Below are 25,212 nucleotides of genomic sequence, written 5' to 3' on the forward strand. Positions count from 1 at the left end.
ATGGCTTTACGGCTTATAACGAGCTCTCCCCGGAGAACGGCTCTTTTGCCTCCGTTGCGCCCTCAGAAGCAATTGCCTCCAGGTGCATTGACGCCAGCACCGCGACGTCAGGACCACACGTCTTCGCCGTACGCTCCGGCACCTTTCGTCAAGGGTACCTTCGCGTCCACCGCAACCCGTCCAACGTCCGTGACGACGGCCGACGCCCTTCTGAGTAGGACGGGATGGCCAATATGTGCCACTGATTTTACTTCTGGAAAAGCGAAATATTTTTTATTTCGGGGCTTGACACGATTTCGTCAAATCAGAACTGATTTGCCCGTCGGGCTAGGTGTTGTGGTCCGTAGCCCGGATGAGCAACGCGATATCCGGGTCTTGTGTCGCACTGCCCCGCATGTCGCTGCGCTCATGCGGGCTACGCGCTTCCGGGACGACGGTCGCCAATTGCAGCTCAGCCAGCTTAGCGCGAGGGAGCGCACTTTCACACGGCCTGGGCCACCGAGTGCAGCTCCTCGACCAGCACGCGCATGTTCTCGCTGTAGTCGACCGGCACCACGACGAGATGCACGCCGCCGTCGCTGAACGCCGTTTCCAGCATCGTCGCGAGCTCCCCGACTTTGCCGACGCGCGCGCCCTTGGCGCCGTAGGACTTCGCATAGGCGACGAAATCAGGATTGCCGAACTCGAGGCCGAAGTCCGGGAATTTATCGACTTCCTGTTTCCAGCGGATCATGCCGTAGGCGCGATCCTCGAGCACGAGCACGACGAGGTTCAGCTTGAGCCGCACCGCCGTCTCCAGCTCCTGCGAATTCATCATGAAGCCGCCATCGCCGCAGACCGCGAGTACGCGCCGCTCGGGGTGAATCAATGCCGCCGCGATCGCCGAAGGCAGCCCGGCCCCCATGGTCGCCAGCGCGTTGTCGAGCAGCAGCGTGTTGGCGACGCTGGTGCGGTAGTTGCGCGCAAACCAGATCTTGTACATGCCGTTGTCGAGCGCAACGATACCGTCAGGCGGAATCACCCCGCGGACGTCGTGCACAATGCGCTGCGGCGTCAGCGGAAATCGGTCCTCGGTCGCGCGCTCGGCGAGGTGGGCAAGAATTCCTTCGCGCAAACCCAGCAATGCCGCGGCGTTGGGGAGCTTGCCTTCGAGACGATCGGCAAGCGCGGTCAGGCCCGCGCCGACGTCGCCGACGATCTCGGCTTGCGGGAAGTAGACCTGCTCGACCGTCGCCGGCGTGGCGCCGACATGGATCACCTGCGGCCCATCATGGCCCATCAGGAACGGCGGCTTCTCGACGGTGTCATGGCCGATCGAAATGATCAGGTCGGCCTGGTCGATGGCCTCGTGCACCCAATCCCGCTCCGACAACGCGGCGGTGCCCATATAGAGATTGGAGCCCGCATTGACGGCGCCCTTCCCCATCTGGGTGTTGAAGAAGGGAATCTTGCAGCGCCGCACGAAGGCCGACAGCGGCTCGGCGAGCAGCGTCCGGCTCGCCGCGGCGCCCAGCATCACGAGCGGCTTCTTGGCGGCCATGATCATGGCGGCGGCACGATCGATCGCCGCTGCTGGCGCCACCGGCAGCTCGACGAGGTGCGGGGGAATCATGTCGGCAGCGGCTTCGTCGGCCGCGATGTCCTCGGGCAGTTCCAGATGCACCGGGCCCGGCCGCTCCTGCTGCGCAACGCGGAAGGCGTCGCGCACCAGGGTCGGAATACTTTGCGCTGACACGATCTGCGTCGCCATCTTGGTCAGCGGCCGCATGGTCGCGACGATATCGACGATCTGAAAGCGCGCCTGTCGGCTGCTGCGGATCGCCTTCTGTCCCGTGATCATCACCATCGGCATCGCGCCGAGATGCGCGTAGGCCGCAGCCGTCGTCAGATTGAGCGCGCCGGGACCGAGCGTCGTCAGGCAGACACCCGCGCGTCCGGTAAGTCGCCCGTAAGTGGCCGCCATGAAGCCGGCGGCCTGCTCGTGCCGGGTCAGCACCAGCCTGATCTTCGAGCGCCGCAGCGATTCCAGCACGTCGAGATTTTCCTCGCCGGGAATGGCGAAGATGTATTCGACGCCCTCGTTCTCGAGGGCCGCTACGAGCAGATCAGAGCCTTTGCTCACGCGGCTCCCCTCGCACCCTCATCCGCTTTCTCGGCACGGTGCGGCAGCGTCCATTCCGGCCGGATGAAATGACAGGTGTAACCGTCAGGATATTTCTCCAGATAATCCTGATGCTCGGGCTCCGCCTCCCAGAATGGTCCGGCCGGCGCCACTTCGGTGACGACCTTGCCGGGCCAAAGGCCGGAAGCATCGACATCGGCGATAGTGTCCAGCGCCACCCGTTTCTGCTCGTCAGAAGTATAGAAGATGGCCGAGCGGTAACTGGCGCCGCGGTCGTTGCCCTGCCGGTTCAAGGTCGAGGGATCGTGAATCTGGAAGAAGAATTCCAGCAGCTTACGATAACTGATCACGTTCGGATCGAAGATGATCTCGATGCCTTCGGCGTGATTGCCGTGATTGCGGTAGGTCGCGTTCGGCACCTCGCCGCCGGTGTAGCCGACGCGTGTAGAAATCACACCGGGATAGCGCCGCAGCAAATCCTGCACACCCCAGAAGCAGCCACCGGCCAAGACTGCGCGTTCCGTCGAAACCGTCATGTCGGTCCTCCCATGGGTTCAATAAAGCGCCGCGCCCGGGGCGCAATCAAGATCATATATACTGAGGCCGAACGATGCCAAGGTGCAAACAGCGACCCGCTGCATTGCGCCAACACCAGACTTTCGCCCGATTTCGACTTTTTGATCCTAAGCGGAATACTGATTATGTCAGGTGCCCTCGAGAAGGTGCTACGCTGTGGCCGGCGCGGTTTTTCGTGCGTGAAAGCCGGCAGGAGTGTTCCTAATTACCCTGTGCATTTTAATGGGAAATTCCCGCCACGATGATGGAGCATCGGATGCGGACGACACGCCGAACGTTTGCACGGGCGTCCTTGGCGACGGCCGCTGCGGCTCTCTTGCCAATCTCTCTGCATGCCCAGGAAAGCTCGCTCGCCCGCCGCCCCATACCCTCGACCCGCGAGGCGATGCCGATCGTGGGGCTAGGGACCTGGATCACCTTCAACGTCGGCGGCGATCCGGTGCTCAGGGACCAATGCGCTGATGTCATGGCCGCCTTCTTCGAAGCGGGCGGCCGCATGATCGATTCCTCCCCCATGTATGGCTCGTCGCAGCCGGTGGTCGGCTACGGTCTTCAAAAGCTCGGACGACCCTCCGCGCTATTCTCGGCTGAAAAGGTCTGGACGTCCTCGGCAACGGCAGGCCCGGCCCAGATCGAGCAATCGCGTCGCTTCTGGGGCGTGCCAAAGTTTGACCTCGTTCAGGTTCACAACCTCCTCGCCTGGAAGGCGCATCTGCAGACGCTGTTCGAGATGAAGAAGGCCGGCGCGGTGCGCTACGTTGGAATCACTACGTCCGAAGGGCGCCGCCATGACCTCCTCGAACAGATCATGCGGAACGAGCCTATCGATTTCGTGCAGTTCTCCTACAACGTCGTCGACCGCGAGGCGGAGAAGCGGCTGCTGCCGCTGGCGTCGGAGCGCGGCATTGCGGTGATCGTCAACCGCCCGTTCCGACAGGGTGCGCTGACGGACCGGCTCAAGAGTGAGCCGCTGCCCGAATGGGCGACCGAATTCGGGGTGTCGAGCTGGGCGCAACTCATTCTGAAATTCATCCTTTCTCACCCAGCCGTCACCGTCGCGATTCCGGCGACCACCCGCGTCGACCACGTGCGCGAAAACCTCTCGGCTGCCGCCGGAGCCATGCCGGACCCGGCCATGCGGGAGCGCATCTCGGCCACCGTGCGGGCTCTTTGATGTCGGAGTGGTGGACCTACCGGCCGGAGGATTTCCTGCTGTTTTCGCCGCGTGTCTACTGGCGGATGTTCGAATTGCACAATGCGGCCCTCTGGCCTTTACAAGTGCTTGCGCTTGCCGCCGGCCTGATCATCATCCTGCTCGTCGCATGGTGGCCGAGAAGCTCTGCACGGTGGCTTGCGCTCCTCCTCGCGATTCTTTGGATCTTCGTCGGATGGGCCTTCCTGTGGAACCGCTATGCTGACATCAACTGGGCTGCCGCCTATGTCGCGCCGGCCTTCGCTGTTGAAGGCGTGCTGCTGCTCGTCTGCGGGCCTTTGCTCGACGGCCTCACCTTCGACCGGCGCGGGCTTGCCGGCTGCATCGGATACTTCATCCTTGCCTTCGCACTCGCCGGACAACCATTGCTCGCGCCGCTACAGGGACGAGGCTGGGCCTCGTCCGAGGTTTTTGGCATCGCGCCGGATCCTACGGCGATCGCGACGCTCGGCCTTCTGCTCCTCACCCGCGGCAGGCTTTTGCCATTACTCCTACCAATCCCCGTTCTCTGGTGCCTCTTGAGCGGAATAACCCTTCGGACGATGGGAGAGCCGCAAGCGTGGACTCTTCATGCCGCGCTGACACTCGCCGCTGCCGCCTGCATCTGGACGATCATCCGTCAGCACTGATCGCCTCCAGCCGCGTGAGGAACGAACGACGATGGTCGAAGCCAAGCGCGGCCGCAAGCGCTCGGGCAACACCACGATCGGCGAACTCGTCGGCACCGCCGGGCTCCGCGGCTACGGCTTTAATGCCGTTCGTCGGAATGACCGCTTCGCATCAGAACCGGCCGTTCCAAAAAATCAGCTTTTGACCCGGAGCGGCATCGGCTGCGCCGTTGGTCGATTAGGTTAGAGCGATCGAAGCCGCTTCGACATGGTTTATGTCTCGGTGAATCAGATTTCGCAGCCGGCCAATCCCAAGGCTCTGCGCAAGCCACCAAACGCGCTCAGCCGGCAGGATTCGGTGTTGCTGGCGGGCTTTCGCCGCTCGGAGATTGTGGCTTGCTTGACGGCGGCTTTCTTTGGCTTCGACGTCGGAGCGGCGGCGGCAGTGACCTTCTTCGGTTTGGGATCGCGCCGATCGCGGTTGATCACCCGCGGCGGCTCCGATGGACCGACGCTGATGCCTTGCGGCGGAGGAAAGCGTTCGTCGATGGAAGCAGGCTGCGCCGGCGCGTCGCTGCTTGCGGTGGCAACGTCGAGTCGATCAGCCTTTTCAAGCTGGCCAGTCCTGTCAAATTGGTCAGTAGTTTCAGATTGAGCAGGCTTGGCGAAGGCAACGCGTGGCTCGGAAATGCCCGCACCGAGCTCGGCAGCGGGCTGGACCGCCACCGCTGCACTCCGCGCCGGGGCTCTGAGTTCCATTGCCGCAAGAACTCCCACACCCAAGGGTATGAGGAGACCCAACAACATCATTCTCAGCATGATGTTTCTCCGGCTTCTAATAGCGCCGGTGAAATTGTCCGATTTAATGAGGCAATCTGGCGGCGGCGGCCCTGGCAACGCGGCCCGCGCACGGCTCATCTGCCGACAGGGTTAACGGCCGGTCCGGATGTTCTGCGTCGCTGAGACCAGAAGATCGGGCGGCGGGCAGGCTCAGTCGCGGGTCATCGAGATCACCTTGAAGTCCTTGTCGAGCTTGACGTCGTACTGCCCGTCCTTGCACTTGGCGTCATCGACTTCGAAGTAGCCGCTGCCCTCGGTTTCCTTTTCCATCTTACCACCCGTGCAGCCGAACACTTCCAGGGCAGCCTTGATCTTCTCGGCCTCCGCCGGCGTCACGGGGGTGTCAGCAAGCGCGAAAGTGCTGCTTGCAAGTGCAGCAGCGCACGCCATCATCAAGGGCTTCATTTGTGCGGTCTCCAATTGAGCAAATGAAACCAGCTCAGGCCGAGTCTGTTCCAACAAGTCTGTTCCAACAACCGAAAGGCGTCAGGCGTGACCCGGCAGTCCTGCTGTGACGGTCCGCCCGCCGCTAGTAATCAAGATCCGACAAGAACGTCGTGTTGACGATTTCCAATTCCGATTGCCGCCATTCCTGCATGGGTTTTGCGCGCCCCAGGCGGTGCGAGGTCGCATCCGAGACCGAGCAGCGGACCAGGTGGTGATCCATGCCCGAAATACCGAGCAGCTGTCCAAAGCTGTCCTGCCGGTCTTCGCGGCTTTCGACTTCCGCGAAGTAGATCGTGTTATCGAACGTTCCGAGCGCCCAGCAGAACTGAACATGGTTTTGATCGGCACGTGCCAGGCTGGGCGAGAATGAAATGGCTATAATCAGGAGTTGGCGCACAAAGCGAAATAAGCAGGAAGGAATCATCTGATCGAATTCCCAAAGAATTGTTTCAATTGAGACAAGCTATTGTGGCATCGTGAGCGGGCGAGCTGATGGAGCGATGGCCATGGTGCCCGGTACCGACTTCAGGCGCGCCATCTGCTGTTCATTCGACGCCCTCAGGTCGCCCGAAGATCGACCCATGAAAGTGACGCCAACGGCGACGGTGACGGCCACCAGGTAGACCAGGAAAAGTCCGCCGGTCCAGCGGCGATAGGTGCGGCGGTCCTCTTCACTCGGGTTGTTCGGAAAAGGCTTCATACGTTTCATGAGCGACTCCGCTATGACAGCAGCCCCCGCGACGACGCTACTCCAGGATGCAATGCTTTCATGTGAACCAGGCCACACGCCGTGGACATTTTTCCGCGCGCGGCTCTCGATGGGCCTGATCGGTCGATGGGCGGCAACCCACAGATTGATCTGGCCAAGGCGACATGATTGATACGGGCTGCTCCCCCCCCCCGACAGCACATCATCCCCGGCATGTCGTCGTGACTTGAACCGTCTGAACGGGGCCCGCATAATCCGTCGTGGGGTGCCGCCTCCAGAGCACCCACCCTTGGGAGGAATACGGATGAAAGCATTCACATTGGGTGCGGCGATCATGCTTGCGTTTTCCGCCGCCGCCTACGCGCAAGCGCCAAGCTGGACCGTTCCGGCGGAAAGTCAGCGCTGTCCTTCGAAATGGGGCGCGGCAGACGAGCGCGGGTCGGCCAATCACCAGAAGCCCGCGGCGGTGATGAGCGCCGCGAAGCTGATCAAGAGCGGCGAGGTCATCGAGCTCGCGCACGTGCTCGGTCCCAGCATGGCGTTCTTCGGGACGCGGCGCTTCGACATGCATACCAAGCGCACGTTCATGAACCAGTTCTCCAACATGCGCGGCTCGAACGAAGAGATCATCATCACCGAGCTCGGCCAGGTCGGCACGCAGTTCGACGGCTTTGCGCACCAGACCCATCTCAACAGCTGGTACAATTGCCAGAAGGTCGACGAGAACGTCGATCGCACCGGCTTCAAGAAGTTCGGCATCCATAATGTGGGCACGCTGTTCACGCGCGGCGTCCTGATCGACGTCGCGGGCTTCAAGGGCGTCGAGATGCTGGGCGACAATTACGAAATCACCGTGGAGGACCTCGAGGGCGCGCTGAAGAAGCAGAATCTGACGCTGCAGCCCGGCGACGCGGTGGTCATCCACACCGGCTGGGGCAAGCTCTACGGCAAGGACAATCCGCGCTACGTGAAGTCCTGCCCCGGCATCGGCGTGCCGGCCGCGCTATGGCTTGCCGCGAAAGACCCGATGCTGCTCGGCGCCGACAACTGGCCGGTCGAAGTCTCGCCCAACCCGGACAAGCAATTGTCGCTTCCGGTGCACCAGATCGCGCTTGTCGTGAACGGCATCCACCTGCTGGAGAACATGAAACTCGACGAACTCGTGCAGAAGGGCGTCGGCGAATTCGCCTTCGTGATGCAGCCGCTCAAGATTCAGGGCGGCTCGGGCTCCACGGTGTCGCCGGTCGCGGTGAGGTAGCGGCGGCGGTCGATTGCCGAAAGGCCCGGCGCTCCGACGAACCGCGATCGTGCCCGAGCGCCGCGCGATGTCTGCTCCGAAAAGCGGAGCGGACGTCGCGCCTGCCGGGCCTCAGGGATTCCACCCGCCGCTGCCATACGGACGCGTGATAAGTTCAAGCAGGTGGCCGTTCGGGTCTTCGAAATAGACACCGCGTCCGCCGTCGTGACGGTTGATCTCGCCTGAATGCTTGCGTCCGGGATCAGCCCAGTAAGACAGCTTTCGGTCCTTGATCCGGCCGAAAATCTCGTCGAATTCGGCCTCGCTGACCAGAAAGGCGTAGTGCTGCGGGGTGATTTCGCCGTCGGTCTCCATGTAATCCAGATTGGCGCCGTTTTCGGTGACGACCATCTGGAATGGTCCCCAGCGCGTCGGCGGCGGCAGATTCAACATCTCGGCGAGGAAATCAGCCGAGGCCTTGCTGTCGCGGGCCGACAAGATCGTGTGGTTGAAATGGATGGCCATCTCGCGCCTCCCGAAAGCAGTCGGGGTTATTTACCGATAAACCGCCGATATGGCCGATCGTTCCCGACCGCTAGCCCAGCTCAAAGGTCGTGATGCCGAACACGCGTTGCAGCAGCATTGGCGGAATTGCGCCGGTATACATCCGCGCCGTCTCGAACACCGGCGCCAGCCCCAGATCCTGCGCCAACGCGACGGCGTCACGGTTGATGGCGGGAACGTCGAGGAATATCTCGCCGCCGCCGACGCTGGCCAGCAAGGTCGACAGAACCGCCTCGGCCGCGGCGCGGTCGTCGGCGACCAGTGGGCCGATCTTGTGGCCGTTCCGGCATGGACGGATCACGCCCCATCCGGCAAGCGATCCATCGCGCACTAGCGCGCGACCGCGATGTCCGGGCGAACCGATCCAGCAGCGCAGGAAGGCCGTGCGCGGCGCCGGAAACACGCTCGCGTCGTAGGCCTCCACCGCCGCCAACGGGATTTCGGTCAGCGCGACAATCGTAGGTTTTTGATTTGACGCATTTTCTTGACGCGAACCGGTATCCACTTCGCTGGAAAACGCTCTAGCCTGCGGCGCTGCCGGAGCCGCGACCGTGCCGCCGTAGCGGATGTTGGCATACGCCAGTTCGAACCCGGAGCGCCGATAGTTTTGCTGCTGCGCCGCCACGCCGTCGAGCCCGATCACGCGCGCGCCCGCGTGCGCGATGGCCGCGTTCCAGATTCGCAGTCCGTAGCCGCGGCCGCGCAGATCCGCGCGCACGATATAGAAACCGAGGAAGGCAAAACTCGCACCGTAGTTGACGCAGGAAACGGTCGCGGCCGGAGCCCCGTCGACTTCGCCGATCAAGAAGCCCTCCGGATCAACGGTGGCGAAGCAGGCGTCGTCGGCGAAGCCCGGGTTCCAGCCTTCGGCCGCCGCCCAATCGACGGCTATCGAGATTTCGTCCGGCCGCATCGGCCGGATGCGCAGATCATTCATGGCGGGCGATCGCACAGATGGACTGATGAACCGATACCACAGCTGACAACGTTATGAAAACGCGATGTCCGCAATAACCGGCAGATGATCTGAACAACTTCTCGCCTCGCGATCGGTCCAGGCTTTTACGATCGTCCCGCTCGGCGTGGCGTAAATGCGGTCGAGCCGCAGGATGGGAAGTCGCGACGGAAACGTCCGCAGGCGCGTTCGAACCGGACATCGCGCTGCCAAGGCCCGGCGCACGGACTTGAACCAGAACCAGTCGTTGAAGTCGCCGAGGACGATGGTTCGGGGCGCCTTCACCAGCGCGGCGAGCGCCTGCGCCTGCGCGTAGCGCTCGTGCATGCTGAGGCCAAGATGGGTCGCCACCACAGTCACCTCGCCGATCGGTGCAAGGATGCGCGCGGAAATCGCCCGGCGCGGTTCCCGTTCCTGGTAGGAGACGTCGGTCACTTCGGGCTCGCAGGCGAACGGCCATCGGCTCAGCAGGGCCTGACCATAGTGACCGTCCTGCGTGACGATGGAACGGGCTTCCACACGGTGCTCGCCGACGGCGTCCGCCAGCCGTCCGAACACATCGTCGGAGCGCCCGCGCGAGTCGACCTCCTGTAGCGCCACGACATCGGGCGACCATTTTTCAATCACCGAACAGACGCCATCGAGGTCGAAATCGCGATTGAGATTGAACGTGCCATGCACATTCCATGTCATGACGCGCAGGATTTCCGTCACGGGCGCCGACCACTCAGCCAGGTCACCAGAAACTGGACCGCGAGACAAACCGCTATCCACAGCACGATGGTGAGGCCGAGCGGCAGCGCGTTCGACCAGGAAGCCTGCCTGGCGAAGTCGGCAATCTGGGCGCCCAGCGCCGCCATCGTGATGATGCCCGGCGCCATGCCGAGCAGGGTTCCGATCAGAAAGTCGCTCAAGCGCAGCTGGCTCGCGCCGGCCAGAACGTTGACCAGCGTAAAGGGCGCGATCGGAACCATCCGGATCATCGCCACCGCGACTACCCCACGGCCGACAATGCGCTTCTGGACGCGCAAGGCGCGGGCGCCGAGCACGGCCTGAAGGCGCTTGTGACCCAGCAGACGGCCGATCATGAACAGCACAAGTGCGCTCAGAAGGACCCCAGCCGTCGCGCTCAAGGCGCCGATCCACGGCCCCAGTGCCGCCGCCGTCGCGGCAATCAGCACGACCACCGGAAACACCACCAGCCCGCCCAGCACGAACAGCGCCACCGCATACAGCGGCGCCAATGTCGATTGCGCATGCTGCGAAATGAAAGAGGAGACGTATCCGAGATCGGTGTAGCCGCTCAGCGGCGTGTAGCGCCAGGCAAGGGCCAGCCCCGCCAGCGCGGCGGCGGTGCCGGCCGTCGCCATCACGGTACGCCCGTTCCACATCCGCCGCGCGGTGCGCTGAAGGTCGAGCGGACGCCTTGGATCCGCGAACGGCTGGACGATGTCGATCAGCGCCGGTGGGTGTTCAAAATCGATCGGCACCAGCACCCTGCCCGCACCACTCGCCGCATGGCGATCGATAAGTCCGAACAGGTCGTCCTCGTTGTCCGCGATGACAGCCTCGTCGAGCCCGCAAAAATGCCCGATCAGCCGGCGCCGCAGGCTGCGGATGAAATCACGGTGACGTCCGCAGCTCGCCTCGAACGCCAGGTCGCACTCGGTATCCGCCCCCATGGAGCGGTTGTTGATGTTGGCGGAGCCGACGCGGAGAAAACCGTCGTCGACGATCATGACTTTGCTGTGCACCATCACCGCCGAGGATGATGCCGCATCGCTGACCAAGGGATGAAGCACGCGAAGACGATCGACAACACCGGCGGCAACGAACGGATCGATGAAGCCGCCCCGGCCGCCCTGCATCGCCTGGGATTCGAACCATGACGAATGCGCCTTCGGGGTCACGATCAGAACGCGCAGCGTGGGAACGTCCACCATCCGCCGTGCCAGCGAGCGCGCGATCTCGTTCGCGCTGGTGAACTGGTTCTCGATATAGATGAAACGGCTCGCCGCGTTGATCGAGGCCTCGAACAACCGGGCGACTTCGTCTGTTTCCTCCCGGGTCTCGGTTGGCGGCTCGGTTCGCGCGATGCCGGCTGTGATGGCCCGCGCCTGCGCCGGTACGGATGCCGGCCAGTGATCGCCTTCGACGGCCGGAAAGGGTTCGCTGGTGCAGCCTGCCGCCGTCCACCGCGCCGTCGCGATCTCGCCGAGCGCCGCTGCAGCCGGGCCCTCGACCATGCACTGGACGTCGTGGAACGGCGGGTAAGGTTTGCCGTCGGGATCGCGGCGCAACGGATGATCGAGGCGGTGCTCGCTGGTGTCCCACCTGCGGATCGTGAGGTCGAGGCCGCCGACGAATGCGATTTTATTGTCGACCACGACGATCTTCTGATGTTGGGCCGAGCCCAGCGGCAAACAGCCATCCATACAGAACCGGACCCGTCCGTCACATCCCGCGGTGAATTTTTTGGCGGAATTCCATTCCCGCTCCGAGGCATACAGCGCCGCAAAATCCCAGGTCAGAATGCTGATCTGCAACGCCGGCTTGATCTGCAGCAACGCCTTCAGGAACGCGCCGAGCTTGACCGGGAATCCATCTTCGACACGGCCTGATGGTCCCACCAGGTCCGTTTCGCTGTGAATATCCCAGCCAATAATGTAGACTTGCCGCTCCGCAGCAAGCAGCACGTCGCGCAAAGCCGCGAAGTATTCGGCGGCGTCGTTCAGAATCGCCACCCGGCTCGCTTCGCCCTTTTTCCAGACGGTCTGGCCGGGGACGAGGATGGATGAGCGTTGAAGCAGTAGTCACCTCTGCGCAATGAGAGCCATCATCTAGTTCAAACGCCGCGGAACTTATCGAGTTCCCTCGTTGGCATTTGAGGATCATTGCGAACAAAGCGAGAATCAGTGACCGTCGATTCGACCCTGGGGACGAATCATTCGTGTCAACTGCCGCCGCCTATCTCGACAATCTCAATCCGGAACAGCGCCGTGCGGTCGAGCATGGCGCCATCGGACCGGGCCCTTCAGCGCCGTTGCTGGTGATTGCCGGAGCTGGATCCGGCAAGACCAACACGCTTGCGCACCGCGTTGCCCACCTGATCGTCAGCGGTGCCGACCCCCGGCGCATTCTACTCATGACCTTTTCACGCCGCGCCGCCTCCGAAATGACCAAGCGCGTCGAACGGATCGCCCGCAAGATCATGGGCGACAACGCCGGCGTGATGACCGATGCCTTGGCCTGGGCAGGCACCTTCCACGGCATCGGCGCCCGTCTGCTTCGCGAGTACGCCGACCAGGTCGGCCTGAACCCGGCCTTCACGATCCACGACCGCGAGGATTCCGCCGACCTCATGAACCTGGTCCGGCACGACCTCGGCTTCTCCAGGACCGAAAGCCGTTTCCCCACCAAGAGCACCTGCCTTGCGATCTACTCGCGATGCGTCAACGCCGAGGCGCCGATCGAGCAGGTTTTGGGGGCTGCATTTCCCTGGTGCGCCGGATGGGCGTCCGAACTGAAGGAATTGTTCGCCGGCTATGTCGAAGCCAAACAGCGCCAGAACGTGCTGGACTATGATGACCTGCTGCTCTACTGGGCGCAGACCATGAACGAGCCTGAAATCGCCGACGATATCGGCGGCCGCTTCGACCATGTTCTGGTCGATGAATATCAGGACACCAACCGGCTGCAGTCCTCGATCCTGTTGGCGCTGAAGCCCGGCGGCCACGGGCTCACGGTCGTCGGCGACGATGCGCAGGCGATCTATTCGTTCCGCGCTGCGACCGTGCGCAATATCCTCGACTTCCCGGTCCAGTTCTCGCCGCCGGCCAGCATCATCACGCTCGATCGCAACTATCGCTCGACACAAGCCATTCTGGCCGCGGCCAACGGCGTGATCGATCTGGCCCGCGAGCGTTTCACCAAGAACCTCTGGACCGACCGCAACTCAGGCACGAAGCCTCAGCTTGTCACCGTGCGCGACGAAGCCGACCAGGCGCGCTGTATCATCGAGCGCGTCCTGGAGAACCGGGAGTCCGGCGCGCGCCTGAAGGAACAGGCGGTTCTGTTCCGGACGTCCAGCCATAGCGGTCCGCTGGAAGTCGAGTTGACCCGGCGCAACATTCCGTTCGTCAAGTTTGGCGGGCTCAAGTTCCTCGACGCGGCTCACGTCAAGGACATGCTGGCGCTGCTGCGTTTCGTCGAGAACCCGCGAGACCGAGTGGCCGGCTTTCGGCTGCTGCACCTGATCCCGGGCGTCGGCCCCGCCTCGGCGCAGCGCGTGCTGGACCACATGGCTAGCGAGCCCGATCCGCTTGCAGCGCTCGCCCGGGCGCCAATCCCGCCCCGCGCCGGCGCGGACTGGAAGAGCTTCACGGCTGTTATTGCCGACCTGCGTCATTCAACCTGGCCGGCCGATCTCGAGCGCGCCCGTTTGTGGTACGACCCGCATCTGGACCGAATTCACGAGGACGCCGAAACCCGCCGCGCTGACCTCATCCAGCTCGAACAGATCGCGAGCGGATACGGTTCGCGTGAACGCTTCCTCACCGAGTTGACGCTGGATCCGCCGGACGCCACCAGCGATCAGGCAGGTGTTCCCCTGCTCGACGAGGACTATTTGATCCTCTCGACGATCCACTCTGCCAAGGGCCAGGAGTGGAAGTCGGTGTTCGTGCTCAACGTGGTCGATGGCTGCATGCCCTCGGACCTCGGCACCGGAACGACGGCCGAGATCGAGGAAGAACGCCGGCTGCTTTACGTGGCGATGACCCGAGCCAAAGACGATCTGCATCTTGTCGTCCCGCAACGCTTTTTCACCCACGGCCAGCGCGCGCAAGGCGACCGCCACGTCTATGCGTCGAGAACCCGTTTCATTCCCGATCGTCTGCTCGCCTTGTTTGACAAAACAATGTGGCCGCGCGCGGTGGCCGGTGCGGCGGCTCGGCCCGCGAGCAACGGTCCGCGTATTGACGTCGGTGCTCGCATGCGCGGGATGTGGCGCTAATCCGCAGAAACCCAAGCGCATCTGCCAATTAGATGGGCAATTCGCAGCCGCGATTGTTCCATTTGTCTGATGTTTGCAACACTCGCCGCGAAAATTTTCAGCGTCACAATCGCGCCGCATGAAAATCAAAATTGAAAACGCAACCTGATCGCGTGGACGCAAATCAGGGGACACTGAATGCGACAACAACAAACCTCGATGAATGGTGGGCAATCGGCTGGCTACAGCTTCTTCTTTCAAATCGCGAGCGACGGTGAACGGCGGGCCTGTTGCGTCAAGGTGGACGCGCCAAGCATGCACGAGGCGTCGGCTCTGTTTCGGGAGAAATGGCCTGTCATCGAGTCGATGGCCCGCGACGGCATCAACGGCGAGGTCGTCGAGGATGGTGTCATCATGACGCTCGTGATGCCGTAACCGCAGGCGACGGATCGTAGGGTGGGTTAGGCGAAGCCGTAACCACCGTGACCGTGGCGACAAAAGAGGTGGGTTACGCTTCGCTAACCCACCCTACGAAGCTAGTGAATCGTAGGGTGGGCAAAGGCGCCCTTGCGCCGTGCCCACCATCACCGGTGCGATGCGAGATGGTGGGCACGCTGACGCTTTGCCCACCCTGCGAAGCAACGTCAGAGCACCTTCCGCTTGGCCAGGTTTCGCATCAGCTCACCGATGCCGAACGTCCAGGGCTCGCACTGATCGCTGGTGCGCATGCGATTGACGAGTTTGCCGAGCTGCGGCGCGGAGATCGTGACGATGTCGTCGCGCTTGTGGGTAAAGCCCTCGCCCGGCGCGTCGCGGTCCTTGACGGGTGCGAACATGGTGCCGAGGAACAACGCAAAACCGTCGGGATATTGATGCACCGGCCCGATGGTCTGGGCGACGAGGTCGGTGGCATCGCGGCTGATCTTGCTGATCGACGAATGACCGTCGAGCACAAAACCGTCCTGCCCCTTCACGGTCAGGCCGACGTCCATTTGGCGCACATGGTCGAGCGAAAAACCGCTGTCGAACAGCCGCAGCAGCGGGCCGACGGCGCAGGAGGCGTTGTTGTCCTTGGCCTTGGACAACAGCAGCGCCGAGCGGCCCTCGAAGTCGCGCAAATTGACGTCGTTACCGAGCATCGCACCGACGATCGCGCCGCGGCTCGACACCACAAGCACGACTTCCGGCTCCGGATTGTTCCAGGTCGATTTCGGATGCAGGCCGGCATCCATGCCCGTGCCGACGGAAGACATCGTCGGCGCCTTGGTGAACACTTCGGCGTCGGGACCAATGCCGACTTCCAGATACTGGCTCCAGGCGTTCTGCTCGATCAGCACCGACTTCAGCTTCATCGCTTCCGGCGAGCCGGGCTTGAGTTTTGAAAGGTCGTCGCCGACCAGCCGCACCACTTCCCTGCGGATCGCCTCCGCGGAAGTCGGATTGCCGCGCGCCCGCTCCTCGATGACGCGCTCCAGCATCGAGATCGCAAAAGTGACGCCTGCGGCTTTCAGGACTTGAAGGTCGAGCGGCGCCAGCAGCCAGGGTTTGGTGCGGTCGCGCCGATCGGGCGGCGTATTGGCGACGATGCTTTCGAGATCGCCGAGGCGCGCTCCCGCGGTGCCACGCAGCGCGTCGGCCGGGTTGGCCTCTTCGCAGAGCGCACTGACGGTGGAAAACCGCGCGCTGACGTCGAAGACGCCGTCGTTGCGAACGGCGACCACGGCCGGACCTGCGAGGTCAGGCACCCAGACCCGTCCCACCAGCGTGCCATTGGCGCCGTCTTCCGGCAGGACGTCTTTTGCGGTCAGCGTGATCATTTTGTCATCTCCCCTTGCGACTGATTTTTTATCACTCTACACGCGCGCGGTCCAAGGCGCTAACGTGCCGATCGAAGCGCGGTCAGCGTCGCCAGCATTTTGGCCCGATCGGCCGAGTCCCGATAGGCGTTGACCAGCGCGATGGCGTCATCCAGTTCGGCACCGGCGGCGCAGCCATGCCGGGCCAGCCATATCAGATTGGGCAGTTGCTCGCTGGTTCCGAGCCGTTGCAGCAGTTCGGAATAAGGCCGCGGCTCATCGGCCGGCGCCGGGCGGTAGATTTTCGCAAACTGGGCGTGCAGCTCGCTCAGCAAACTAGCGCACAAGGGTTGCGTCGCCTCGAGGTCGAGCCTGACGAGGAAGCGCTGCAGCTTCCAGCGGCTTTCCTCGTCGTATTTGTCGCGCAGGATTTCGACGGCGTCGGCGGTGCGGCTGCCGGTCTGACGGGCGCCGGCTAGCGCTTGCGCCTGCAGGCCCGGATCGTCGATGAACTTCAACCATCCCCGCAGATGCGACTGCGCGTTCAACATCGCGAAGCGCTCCGGGCGCTCCCGCAAAATTCGCCCCAACTGTTTCGGATCGCGAAGCTCGGCGAAGCGATGGACGTCGTAGCTGGGGTCGGCATACGCCTTCGCCATGGCTTCCCACGCCTTCGATTCCGCATCGCAGGAGCAGCCATATCCGACCAGCCAGCCCATTGCGGCGAGCGCACCGGATACCTGATCGGAGATCACTGCATAGGGTTGTGGCTTTGCGTTGTTGAGCACAAGCGGTTCAACGCGCTTGCCGAGCAGCGCACGCGCTTTCGCACATAGCGCCGCTGTCGGATCGAGATTGAAGAATCCGAGGTAGCGAAGCGGAAAGTCACCGCGGTCGAGCATCGCCTCGGCCTGCGCCTGACGCCGGTCGAGCTTGCGAATGCTCTCGATCACCCTCTGCTGCTTGGTCCCGTCCCGCGTATCGAGGAAAGGCGTCCAGTCCCACAGCGGTGCGTCGGCCGCCATGCGGGCGAGATCGGCGTCGTATTTCTGCAGCCGGGCAGCCTCCTGATCGTCGACGCCGTTGCGCATTTGCGACAGCGGCCAGATCGAAACGCAGACAGCAACCATCGCCGCCAGCAGGACGCCGGCCACGACTTTGATAGTCCCTGCGTACAGCCGCGCGCCCAACAACGCGAACAAACACCACGCAACGATCAGCGGCGGAACCAACGCCGGAATAACGATAGGCCACAAAAACGGCGAGATGGATGGGCGAGAAAGCAGACCGGCGGCTGCCGACGTCACCAGGCCCGACGCCGGAACGATGACGAGCGCGGCAATTGTCGCAGCGCGGGGTGCTGCGCCGTTCACGCCGGCGAGAATCGTCAGGACCATCAGCAGCAGCCACAGCACGACCATCAGGATCGCGGCATAGGCCTGCGCGAGGCCATTGCCCGCCGCATCGCTCCGTCCGAGGCCGGCCAGGGTTACCAATTGCAGGCCCCACAGCAGGAGAATGACGACGCTGAGGATGATGGCGGCGGCGACGGCAGCGACGGAGGGCTTTGTTGCGGCTAGTGGAATGTTCATCGACCATGCCTAGCACATGGCCCACGTTGTCGTCCCTGCGAACGCAGGGACCCATAACCACAGGGAGCAGTTATCAAACAAAGCCGTCAACCACCTTGCAAAACAACTACGGCCGCGGCGTATGGGTCCCTGCGTTCGCAGGGACGACAACCATCTACCGTGATCACCGCCACGGCTCCACGATGATCTTGGTGTGCCGTTCCGGATTAGCGAGATCCGCAAACGCCTGCGCGACGCCGTCGATGCCGACGCTGGCGGTCACCAGCGAGGCCGCATCGACCTCGCCTTCCGCGATCAGACGGAGGGACCAGGCGAATTCATCGGGCGTGTAGCCGAGCACATACTGGACGTTGAGCTCTTTCATGATGCCGAGCATCGGCTCGGAGCGGTCGGTCTCCATGCAGACGCCGACCACGACGATGCGCGCATCGCGCGGCGCGCCCTCGAACACCTGCTGGATCAATCCGGGAATGCCGACGCATTCGAAGATCAGCGCGGGCTTGAGCGCCGGCAGCAGGGCCTGCAGCGGCGGCCGCGCGGCCTTTTCCTCCGGCGACATCGCGGCATGCTCGGCCCAGGTCGCGTAAGGCTGGGTGCGCGCGGGGTCGACGACGACGTCGGCGCCGAGTTTTTCGGCGAGCGCACGGCGCGCCGGCGAATAGTCCGCCGCGACGATCGGATGCAGCCCCTTGATCTTGAGCGCCGCAATCACGGCGAGGCCCACCGGGCCGCAGCCGATCACCAGCGGCACTTCGTTGCCACTGATGTTGGCTTTCGCGACCGCGTGAACGCCGACCGCGAGCGGCTCGGTCAGGGCCGCATGCTCGGCCGCCAAGCCGTTCGGGACTTCGAGCAGTAACGCCTCACTGAGCAGCATGCGCTCGGCATAGGCGCCGACATTGTCGTTGGAATAGCCGATGCCCTGCGGGCCCTCCGCGGTCAGCAGCGCCGGCAGCGAACACACTCTCGTGCCGGCCTTGAACTTGCGCGTGGTGCCGGGACCGTAATCGAGAATCTCGCAGCAGAATTCGTGGCCGAATACCACGTCGCGCGAAAGGTCCATCGGCTTGCGGCCCGGAAAATGTTTTGCAAGTTCAACCATGCGGTGGGCGTGCTTGCGCGCGTGCAAGTCGGAACCACAAATGCCGCAGGCCAGTGACTTGACCAGCACCATGCCGGGGCCCGGCTTGGGCTCGGGCAACTGATCGACGATGATTTCGCCGCTCCGGAAGATTGCTGCGCGCATCGGCGTCCTCCTGTTGTTCGTTATGTTTCCTCTCCCACAGCTGGCTGCGGAAAGAAAGAACGAAAGCAGGCGGCGGCTCATCCTTGAGGACGAGTCACCAGCTGTAGCGGACGACGCCCTTGCCGGCGTAGGACCGGGTGATATCCGAGAACTCGCCCTCGAAGGTGGCGGCGGCGGACCAGCCGTTCAGCCACTTCACCTCGGCGGAGGCCGTGGTCAGCGCGGTGTTCGGCGCCTGCGCCGCGCCGCTGACAAGGAAGGTGGCGCCGGGCACCGACTGGAACAGCGCCGTGATGCTGCGGTCGGTGTTGAAATTATGCGCCCAGGCGGCGCGGCCGCGCAGCGTCAGGACCGCGTTCGGCATCGCAAAGGAGCGGTCGAGCCGGACGCCGAGTTCGCTGCGCCCCGTGGTGACGTCCTTTGCCGCATAGTTCAGTGCAAAGGCGTTCGAACCCGACAGCACCTGTTCGGCATAGGCAGGCAGTTGATAGGTGGTGAACTGTCCGGCGGCATAGGGCGTGACGCCCATCCATGGCGTGACGTAGCGGTAGCCGCCTTCGACGCGCCCGGAATACGCGTTGGCGTTGAACTCGGCGCGCAGGCGGTCGACGCCGGCCACGGTGACGGTGCGATCGGTGGTGACGTCCTGCCAGCCATACACGGCCGCGGCAGTGACATAGGCCGCGCCGACATTGTGGCGCACGAAGGCGCCGGCCTGGAACAGGTCGGAGCGCCCATGGCCCGAACCATTGACGCTGAAATTGGTGCCGCCGCCGGACACCGCGAAGCCGACCAGCGTCGACGGCGAGATCCGGTAGTCCGCGCCGGCGGCGAGACCGAACGCGCGCACCGCGGCGTTGTTCGATCCGAGACTGGCGTTGCCGTCGCTGTTGCTGCCGCCGCCAAACGCCGAGCCCCAGACGCTCCAGCGCTGGTCGAACATGTCGTTGCGCGCGACATCGGCCTTGGTCGGGAATTTGGCCAAGGCGTCGCGCGCGGACCCCTTGCTCCGGGCCGCATAGGCGTACGAACCGCTCTCTTCGGTGAACGGCACAGCGCTGCCGCCGCCGACTCCAGCGCCGCCATTGCGGCCGGCGATAAAGGGATCGGTCAACAGCCCGAGGAAGATGTTCATCGCATCAAAGGTGGACTGCTGCGACCCGGTCGCCACTTCGCCCGAAATCTGCGTCAGGCCCGCCGGCGTCAGCGAACCGACCGCCACCGGCACGCCGCTACCCGCATTGAAGGCATTCGCCAGCACGTTGGCGACGTTCTGCTGGTTGGGGGTGAGACCGGGGCCAAAACTCAGTGCGAGATTGAGATAAACATTGCTGGCATCGTAGCTCAGGCTGCTCTTGAAATTCGGCGCAGGGCTGCTCACCAGCGGGTTGAACGTGCCGTTGACGCCGCCGGCGGCGTTGAGGATGGTGTATTGCTTCGCCACGTAATTGCCGGGCGCGAAGCTGGCATGGACGGTGGCGCCGCCGAGCGTCGCAACCCCGGTAACGTTGGTGCGGTCGGAAGTGGTGGGCGAGACTTCCACCATGTAACTGGCCGCCGCGGTGAACGCGAGACTGCCCTGCACGGTGAGCACACCGATCGAATTGCCGGGCGCCAGCGCGCCGCCGTTGATCGTGGTGTTGCCGACGATGCCGTTGCCGCCGAGCGTGCCGCCGGCGTTGACAGTCACGCCGCTCGACGAGAGGATCGAACCGTTGACGGTGAGTATGCCGCCGTTCACCGTCGTGCTGCCGGTGTAGGCGTTGATGCCGGACAGGATCAGGTTTCCGCCGCCGACCTTCTCCAGCGAACCGGGACCCGGAAAGCAGCCGCAATCATCGGCAATCACGCCGGTCACCTCGGTGGTAAGGTTGTTGCCACCGACGACCAGGGTATTGCCGCCGCCGATATAGTAATTGCCGGAACCGGCAAGCGAGCCCACCGTGATGCGTCCATCATTGTTCGGGCCAGCGCTGCCGCCGAAGTCGACCGAGCCGGTGCCATTGGTGATGAACTGCGCGGTGCCGCCGTTCGCATTGTCGAGGAAGGCGGTGGTGCCGCCGTCATTGGTCACGATCCTGGCGTTGCCGGCGGTGCTGTTGTCGAAGAAAGTGGTACCGCCGCCATTGTTGGTGATGATGGTCGCATTGGCGGCGGTGGACGATGCGTTGAACTCGGTGAACCCGAAATTATTGTTGGTGATCGTGGCGCTGCCGGCAGTCGGGGTATCCGTTCCGAAGGCCTGGCCGAACGACGTCATGCCGAAGTTGTCGTTGACGATGGTCGCGGACCCGGCGGAGGCCCGGTCGGCGAAAAAGAGCACGGCAGCGTTCTGATTGGTGATCGTCGCAGTGCCGGCGTTGGTGTTGGCGAAGAAGCCGACCGCGCTGCTGCCATCGTTGATGATGGTTGCACTACCCGCGGTGGCCGTATCGGTGCCGCCGAAAACGCCAAAGGTGAGCTGGCCGGTATTGATGTTGTTGATGGCCATGCTGCCGGCTGAGCTAGCATTGAGAAAATTCGCCGTGGCGCCGTCATTGGTCAGCGAAGTGATGCCGGAGGTATTGGCGTTGACGACATCAAGACGACCGAAATTGGTGATATTGCCGACGAGCGACGCCGTATGGGTCGCATCGCCGAGCTGCAATGTCACGCAATTGCAGATTTCCGTGCCGCCGGTATAGGTGTTGTTGCCGAGCAGCACGACGGTGCCGCCGCCCGCGCTGTCCACCGTCAGCTTGCCCGCGCCGGCACCGTCGGAGATGTTGCCGGCAATGGTCAGTATGACGCCGTTGGCGTCGATCGTACCGCCTGCGCCGGAGCTGTTGATCCTGAAATTATTGGTGAAGGTGATGTTGCCGAGACCGTCGGCCTGGAACGTTGCGTTATCGAGCGTCACCGTTCCGGTGCCCACCGAACTGCTGTTGGTGACCTGCAGCGTGGTGTCGGTCACGATCGTTCCGCCGGTATAGGTATTGGTGCCGGCCAGACTCGTGACGCCACCGCCGCCGGCGGTGTCGACGATTTGCAGCACGCCGGGGCCGTTGCCATTGCTGATGGTGCCAGCCATGAACAGCGTGTTACCGTTGGAATCGATGATGCCGCCGCCGGTATTGATCCGGAAGTCATTGAAGAAGGTCAGACCCGCGGCACCGGCCTGGAACGCACCATTGTCGAGCGTCACCGTCGCGTTGCCGATCGAACTGGCGTTAGTCGCATTCACCCTCGCGCCGGTGACATTCAGTGCGGCGGAATAAGTGTTGATGCCGGAAAGCACCGCGGTACCAAAACTCCCGGAAGAATCGGTGATGTTCAAAACGGCGCCGACGGCAAAATTGGTGATGACGCCGGAGAGTGTGAGGACCGTGCCGTTGACGTCGATCGTGCCGCCCGCACCGGTGACGCCATAACTATTGGTGAAGGTCAGGTTGCCTGCACCGTTGCTCTGGAAGGCGCCGCCGTTCAATACCACGAGGCCAGTGCCGACCGAATTGGCGTTGCTGACCTGCACCGTGCCGGCCGAGATGAACGTGCCGCCGGTATAGCTGTTGTTGCCGGCCAGGATCAGCGTGCTCGGTCCGGATTGCTGCACCCCAGCGCCCGCTCCCGCGATATCGTTGGAAATGCCGATGAACTGACCGGCACTGGCGTTGTTGATGATGCCGCCCGCACTGAAAGTGACGTTCGCACCGCCGATCGAAAACGATTGCGCGTTGGCGTTGAAGGTCCAGGAATCGGGTGCGATCCCGGCGCTTACATTGATGGTGTCCGGTCCCGCGGCGTCGAAAATGGCCGACTGGCCGGCCGCAACCGGCGCGGTGGCCGGGGTCCATTCGGTGTTGGTGTTGTAATCGCCCGTGTTCGTGGTGCCGCCCCAGGTCGATTGGGCATGAGCCGCCGGCACCGCCGCGACCAACAGACCCACGCCAACCAGCAGCGCGGCCAAGCGCTGCCGCAGCCGTTTTTCCACGCCCGATGCCGATCGAAAAACCACGCCCAAACCCCGTTGCCCGCAGCGCTCTCTGGCGCTGTCCGGACGCAACCTAGCATGGGGTTCCCAAGTGCAATTACGGTTTGGCGGGAATCCCGTTGTTCTGACATCGGAAACGGGCGTTTTCCGGCGCACCTGTGGTACCCGGGCAACGCTTGAAGCACGGCCTTCTCATCCAGCGCAAGATTATTGCCGGAGAAGGATCAGGCGTTCGGAGACGATTCGGCGGCGACCGTCAGCAGCTGCGAGCGCCGCACCCGTTCGCGATGCGCGGTGTAGAGGCCGCTGGCAACGATGAAGCCGGCGCCGCTCACCGTGTAGACGTCGGGCACCTCGCCGAACACCAGGAAACCGAGGATGCTGACCCACAGCAATTGCGTGTAGGAGAACGGCGCCAGCACCGAAGCGTCGGCATAACGGAACGCCAGCACCACGATCCACTGGCCGGCGGTCGAGGCGACGCCGATGAAGAGGCCGAAGGCGATGTCGTGCCAGGTCGGCGTCACCCAGACGAACGGCACCAGCGCGGAGAGGATGCAGACGCCCGCGATCGACGAATAGGTCATCACGGTGATGGCGCGCTCGGTGCCGCTCATCATTCGCGTCATGATCAGCGTGCAGGCCCAGGCCAGCGCCGAGACCAGCGGAAAGAACGCGGCGGGTTGAAACGCTCCGGTGCCCGGGCGCAGGATGATGATGACGCCGATCAGGCCGACGCCGGTCGCGATCCAGCGCCGCAGGCCGACCTTCTCGTTCAGGAACACGATCGACAATGCCGTGACGAGCAATGGTGCGACGAAGCCGGTGGCGGAGGCTTCCGCGATCGGCAGGTAGCGCAGGCCGGAGATGAAGAACAGCGACGAGGCCAGCACCGTCACGCCGCGCATCAGCTGCAGGCCGGGCCGCATGGTCGGCAGCGCAAACAGCGGCGAGCCCGGCAGCATCGCCGGGGTCATGATCATGGCGAACACCACGAACCGGATCCACGCGATCTCGATCGACGGCAGCGTCGCGGACAGATATTTCGCCGTCACGTCGGAGATGCCGAGGAAGATCGTCGACGCCAGGATCAGCGCGATGCCCTTGAACGGGCGATCGGCGCGGGCTGGCGCTGTGGGGGTGGAATACTTCTTCTCGGGCAACGGCAATGGCGCGCTGTCCAGCCTGGCGGCTGCGGCGGGGGGCGGTGTCACGGCAATCTCGAAGGCAATAATGATCGAATCGGGCGAGGCTCCAAAAAACGCTATTTGCGCGGGAACAACAAGGTCCGATAACGGGATGCGGATATGCGCGATGCGCCCGATGGCAATAGTTTGTTAAGAAACAGCGTCTGCCGCAGCCCTCATCCCCGCGCAACGGCTTCGCCGTTGTCGCTGGAGGAGCGGCGTCTTCGCCGCGTCTCGAAGGATGGGCCACGGGCTCTCATGGTTCGAGACGGCGCTGAAGAAGCGCCTCCTCACCATGAGGAGCACGCACTACAGCATCGGCAAACCGCGCGGCTTCGGGCCGCGCGGAAAGGCGCTGTCGAGCGCCTCGATTTCGCTTGCGCTCAGCGTCAACTTCCCCGCCGCCGCGTTATCAGCGGCGTGCTCCGCGCTCGCGGCTTTCGGAATGGCGAACACCGCTTGTATGCGTGTCAGGAACGCGAGCGCGATTTGCCGCGCGTTGACGCGGCGCGCACTGGCGATCGCCTGCAGCACCTCACCGGCCTTGCTGTGCGGCGAGGGAAAATCGTTGTGGCCGAACGGCGAATAGGCGACGACGGCGACGCCATGCCGCTCGCACCACGGGATCACCGCGTGCTCGATCGCGCGCTCCTGCAAATGATAGAGCACCTGATTGCAGGCAATCCTGCCCTCACCCGCGACCGCCAGCAATTCATTGAGATCGTCGGAGTCGAAATTGCTGACGCCCCAGGAGCGGATTTTCCCGGCGGCGACCAGTTGATCGAATGCCGCCACCGTTTCCTCGAGCGGATATGACCCGCGCCAGTGCAGCAGATAGCAATCAAGATGGTCGGTCTTCAGCCGCTTCAGCGACCGTTCGCAGGCGGCAATGGTGCCGCGCCGCGACGCGTTGCTCGGCAGCACCTTGGAGACCAGATAAAGATCATCGCGCTTGCCTGCCGCCATCGCCTCCGCGATCACGAGTTCCGCATCGCCATACATTTCGGCTGTGTCGATATGGGTCATGCCGAGTTCGATGCCGCGGCATAGCGCTGCAACCGCGCTTCTGCGGTCGCCGCGATCGATGTACCAGGTGCCCTGCCCGATGACAGACACTTCCGGGCCTTTGACGCCGAATTTTTTCTGCTTCACGCTCG

The 25,212-nt window shown here is 63.5% G+C and carries 22 protein-coding genes; 6 read left to right on the forward strand and 16 right to left on the reverse strand.

The window, feature by feature from the left end:
- Positions 1 to 481: 481 nt before the first annotated feature.
- Together ACSQ84_RS00005 and msrA are read right to left on the reverse strand one after the other, a co-directional pair.
- Complete coding sequence (locus ACSQ84_RS00005) at positions 482 to 2,122, reverse strand: acetolactate synthase large subunit (protein WP_436209594.1); 1,641 nt, start codon at positions 2,120 to 2,122, stop codon at positions 482 to 484.
- Complete coding sequence (gene msrA, locus ACSQ84_RS00010) at positions 2,119 to 2,658, reverse strand: peptide-methionine (S)-S-oxide reductase MsrA (RefSeq protein WP_436209595.1); 540 nt, start codon at positions 2,656 to 2,658, stop codon at positions 2,119 to 2,121. Before msrA ends, ACSQ84_RS00005 begins: the two co-directional genes overlap by 4 nt.
- Positions 2,659 to 2,954: 296 nt before the next feature.
- On the opposite strand from msrA, the gene ACSQ84_RS00015 reads away from it, so the two are divergent.
- The 3 genes from ACSQ84_RS00015 to ACSQ84_RS00025 are packed head-to-tail and all read left to right on the forward strand — an operon-like array spanning position 2,955 to position 4,766.
- Positions 2,955 to 3,872, forward strand: a complete 918-nt coding sequence (locus ACSQ84_RS00015; protein WP_436209596.1) for an aldo/keto reductase — start codon at positions 2,955 to 2,957, stop codon at positions 3,870 to 3,872.
- Positions 3,872 to 4,540 carry a DUF6064 family protein gene (locus tag ACSQ84_RS00020; protein WP_436209597.1) on the forward strand — a complete coding sequence of 223 codons (669 nt, stop codon included), beginning with the start codon at positions 3,872 to 3,874 and terminating at the stop codon, positions 4,538 to 4,540. The genes ACSQ84_RS00015 and ACSQ84_RS00020 overlap by 1 nt, the downstream gene beginning before the upstream one ends.
- A 31-nt stretch (positions 4,541 to 4,571) precedes the next feature.
- A complete protein-coding gene (locus tag ACSQ84_RS00025; RefSeq protein ID WP_436209598.1) occupies positions 4,572 to 4,766 on the forward strand; it encodes a hypothetical protein in 195 nt (64 codons plus the stop codon).
- A gap of 41 nt (positions 4,767 to 4,807) precedes the next feature.
- Here the strand turns inward: ACSQ84_RS00025 and ACSQ84_RS00030 are convergent, their stop codons facing one another.
- From ACSQ84_RS00030 to ACSQ84_RS00045, 4 genes are all read right to left on the reverse strand, one after another.
- The gene (locus ACSQ84_RS00030; RefSeq protein ID WP_436209599.1) at positions 4,808 to 5,338 is read right to left on the reverse strand and encodes a hypothetical protein; all 531 of its coding nucleotides are present in this window, start codon (positions 5,336 to 5,338) and stop codon (positions 4,808 to 4,810) included.
- A gap of 171 nt (positions 5,339 to 5,509) precedes the next feature.
- Positions 5,510 to 5,764: a hypothetical protein gene (locus ACSQ84_RS00035; protein ID WP_436209600.1), complete on the reverse strand. Its 255-nt coding sequence runs from the start codon at positions 5,762 to 5,764 to the stop codon at positions 5,510 to 5,512.
- A 124-nt stretch (positions 5,765 to 5,888) separates the two neighbouring features.
- The gene (locus ACSQ84_RS00040; RefSeq protein WP_436209601.1) at positions 5,889 to 6,230 is read right to left on the reverse strand and encodes a hypothetical protein; all 342 of its coding nucleotides are present in this window, start codon (positions 6,228 to 6,230) and stop codon (positions 5,889 to 5,891) included.
- 39 nt (positions 6,231 to 6,269) lie between these two features.
- The gene (locus tag ACSQ84_RS00045; RefSeq protein WP_436209602.1) at positions 6,270 to 6,515 is read right to left on the reverse strand and encodes a hypothetical protein; all 246 of its coding nucleotides are present in this window, start codon (positions 6,513 to 6,515) and stop codon (positions 6,270 to 6,272) included.
- Positions 6,516 to 6,819: 304 nt separating this feature from the next.
- On the opposite strand from ACSQ84_RS00045, the gene ACSQ84_RS00050 reads away from it, so the two are divergent.
- Positions 6,820 to 7,773, forward strand: coding sequence for a cyclase family protein (locus tag ACSQ84_RS00050; RefSeq protein WP_436209603.1), 954 nt, complete (start codon positions 6,820 to 6,822; stop codon positions 7,771 to 7,773).
- Between the two features lie 111 nt (positions 7,774 to 7,884).
- Here the strand turns inward: ACSQ84_RS00050 and ACSQ84_RS00055 are convergent, their stop codons facing one another.
- The 4 genes from ACSQ84_RS00055 to ACSQ84_RS00070 form a co-directional block, all read right to left on the reverse strand.
- On the reverse strand, positions 7,885 to 8,277 hold the full coding sequence (locus ACSQ84_RS00055; protein WP_436209604.1) for a VOC family protein: 393 nt from the start codon (positions 8,275 to 8,277) through the stop codon (positions 7,885 to 7,887).
- A 70-nt stretch (positions 8,278 to 8,347) separates the two neighbouring features.
- Positions 8,348 to 9,253, reverse strand: coding sequence for a GNAT family N-acetyltransferase (locus ACSQ84_RS00060; protein ID WP_436209605.1), 906 nt, complete (start codon positions 9,251 to 9,253; stop codon positions 8,348 to 8,350).
- Between the two features lie 51 nt (positions 9,254 to 9,304).
- Complete coding sequence (locus tag ACSQ84_RS00065; protein ID WP_436209606.1) at positions 9,305 to 9,964, reverse strand: endonuclease/exonuclease/phosphatase family protein; 660 nt, start codon at positions 9,962 to 9,964, stop codon at positions 9,305 to 9,307.
- A gap of 17 nt (positions 9,965 to 9,981) precedes the next feature.
- On the reverse strand, positions 9,982 to 12,015 hold the full coding sequence (locus tag ACSQ84_RS00070; RefSeq protein WP_436209607.1) for a VTT domain-containing protein: 2,034 nt from the start codon (positions 12,013 to 12,015) through the stop codon (positions 9,982 to 9,984).
- Positions 12,016 to 12,221: 206 nt separating this feature from the next.
- On the opposite strand from ACSQ84_RS00070, the gene ACSQ84_RS00075 reads away from it, so the two are divergent.
- Positions 12,222 to 14,285, forward strand: coding sequence for an ATP-dependent helicase (locus ACSQ84_RS00075; RefSeq protein WP_436209608.1), 2,064 nt, complete (start codon positions 12,222 to 12,224; stop codon positions 14,283 to 14,285).
- Between the two features lie 177 nt (positions 14,286 to 14,462).
- Positions 14,463 to 14,699 (forward strand): hypothetical protein, encoded by a 237-nt coding sequence (locus ACSQ84_RS00080; RefSeq protein ID WP_436209609.1) that lies wholly within the window; start codon positions 14,463 to 14,465, stop codon positions 14,697 to 14,699.
- Positions 14,700 to 14,908: 209 nt separating this feature from the next.
- On the opposite strand, the gene ACSQ84_RS00085 is transcribed toward ACSQ84_RS00080, so the two are convergent.
- From ACSQ84_RS00085 to ACSQ84_RS00110, 6 genes are all read right to left on the reverse strand, one after another.
- A complete protein-coding gene (locus ACSQ84_RS00085) occupies positions 14,909 to 16,081 on the reverse strand; it encodes a fumarylacetoacetate hydrolase family protein (RefSeq protein WP_436209610.1) in 1,173 nt (390 codons plus the stop codon).
- A 59-nt stretch (positions 16,082 to 16,140) separates the two neighbouring features.
- Positions 16,141 to 17,652, reverse strand: coding sequence for a hypothetical protein (locus tag ACSQ84_RS00090; protein WP_436209611.1), 1,512 nt, complete (start codon positions 17,650 to 17,652; stop codon positions 16,141 to 16,143).
- Between the two features lie 163 nt (positions 17,653 to 17,815).
- Positions 17,816 to 18,898 carry a zinc-binding dehydrogenase gene (locus ACSQ84_RS00095; protein ID WP_436209612.1) on the reverse strand — a complete coding sequence of 361 codons (1,083 nt, stop codon included), beginning with the start codon at positions 18,896 to 18,898 and terminating at the stop codon, positions 17,816 to 17,818.
- Positions 18,899 to 18,992: 94 nt separating this feature from the next.
- The gene (locus ACSQ84_RS00100; RefSeq protein WP_436209613.1) at positions 18,993 to 22,892 is read right to left on the reverse strand and encodes an autotransporter outer membrane beta-barrel domain-containing protein; all 3,900 of its coding nucleotides are present in this window, start codon (positions 22,890 to 22,892) and stop codon (positions 18,993 to 18,995) included.
- Positions 22,893 to 23,092: 200 nt separating this feature from the next.
- Positions 23,093 to 24,037: a DMT family transporter gene (locus ACSQ84_RS00105; RefSeq protein ID WP_436211132.1), complete on the reverse strand. Its 945-nt coding sequence runs from the start codon at positions 24,035 to 24,037 to the stop codon at positions 23,093 to 23,095.
- A 327-nt stretch (positions 24,038 to 24,364) separates the two neighbouring features.
- Positions 24,365 to 25,207, reverse strand: coding sequence for an aldo/keto reductase (locus tag ACSQ84_RS00110; RefSeq protein WP_436209614.1), 843 nt, complete (start codon positions 25,205 to 25,207; stop codon positions 24,365 to 24,367).
- Positions 25,208 to 25,212 lie beyond the last annotated feature (5 nt).

It is taken from the genome of Bradyrhizobium sp. LjRoot220 (assembly GCF_964252915.1).
In the GTDB taxonomy this organism is placed as follows: Bacteria; Pseudomonadota; Alphaproteobacteria; order Rhizobiales; family Xanthobacteraceae; genus Bradyrhizobium.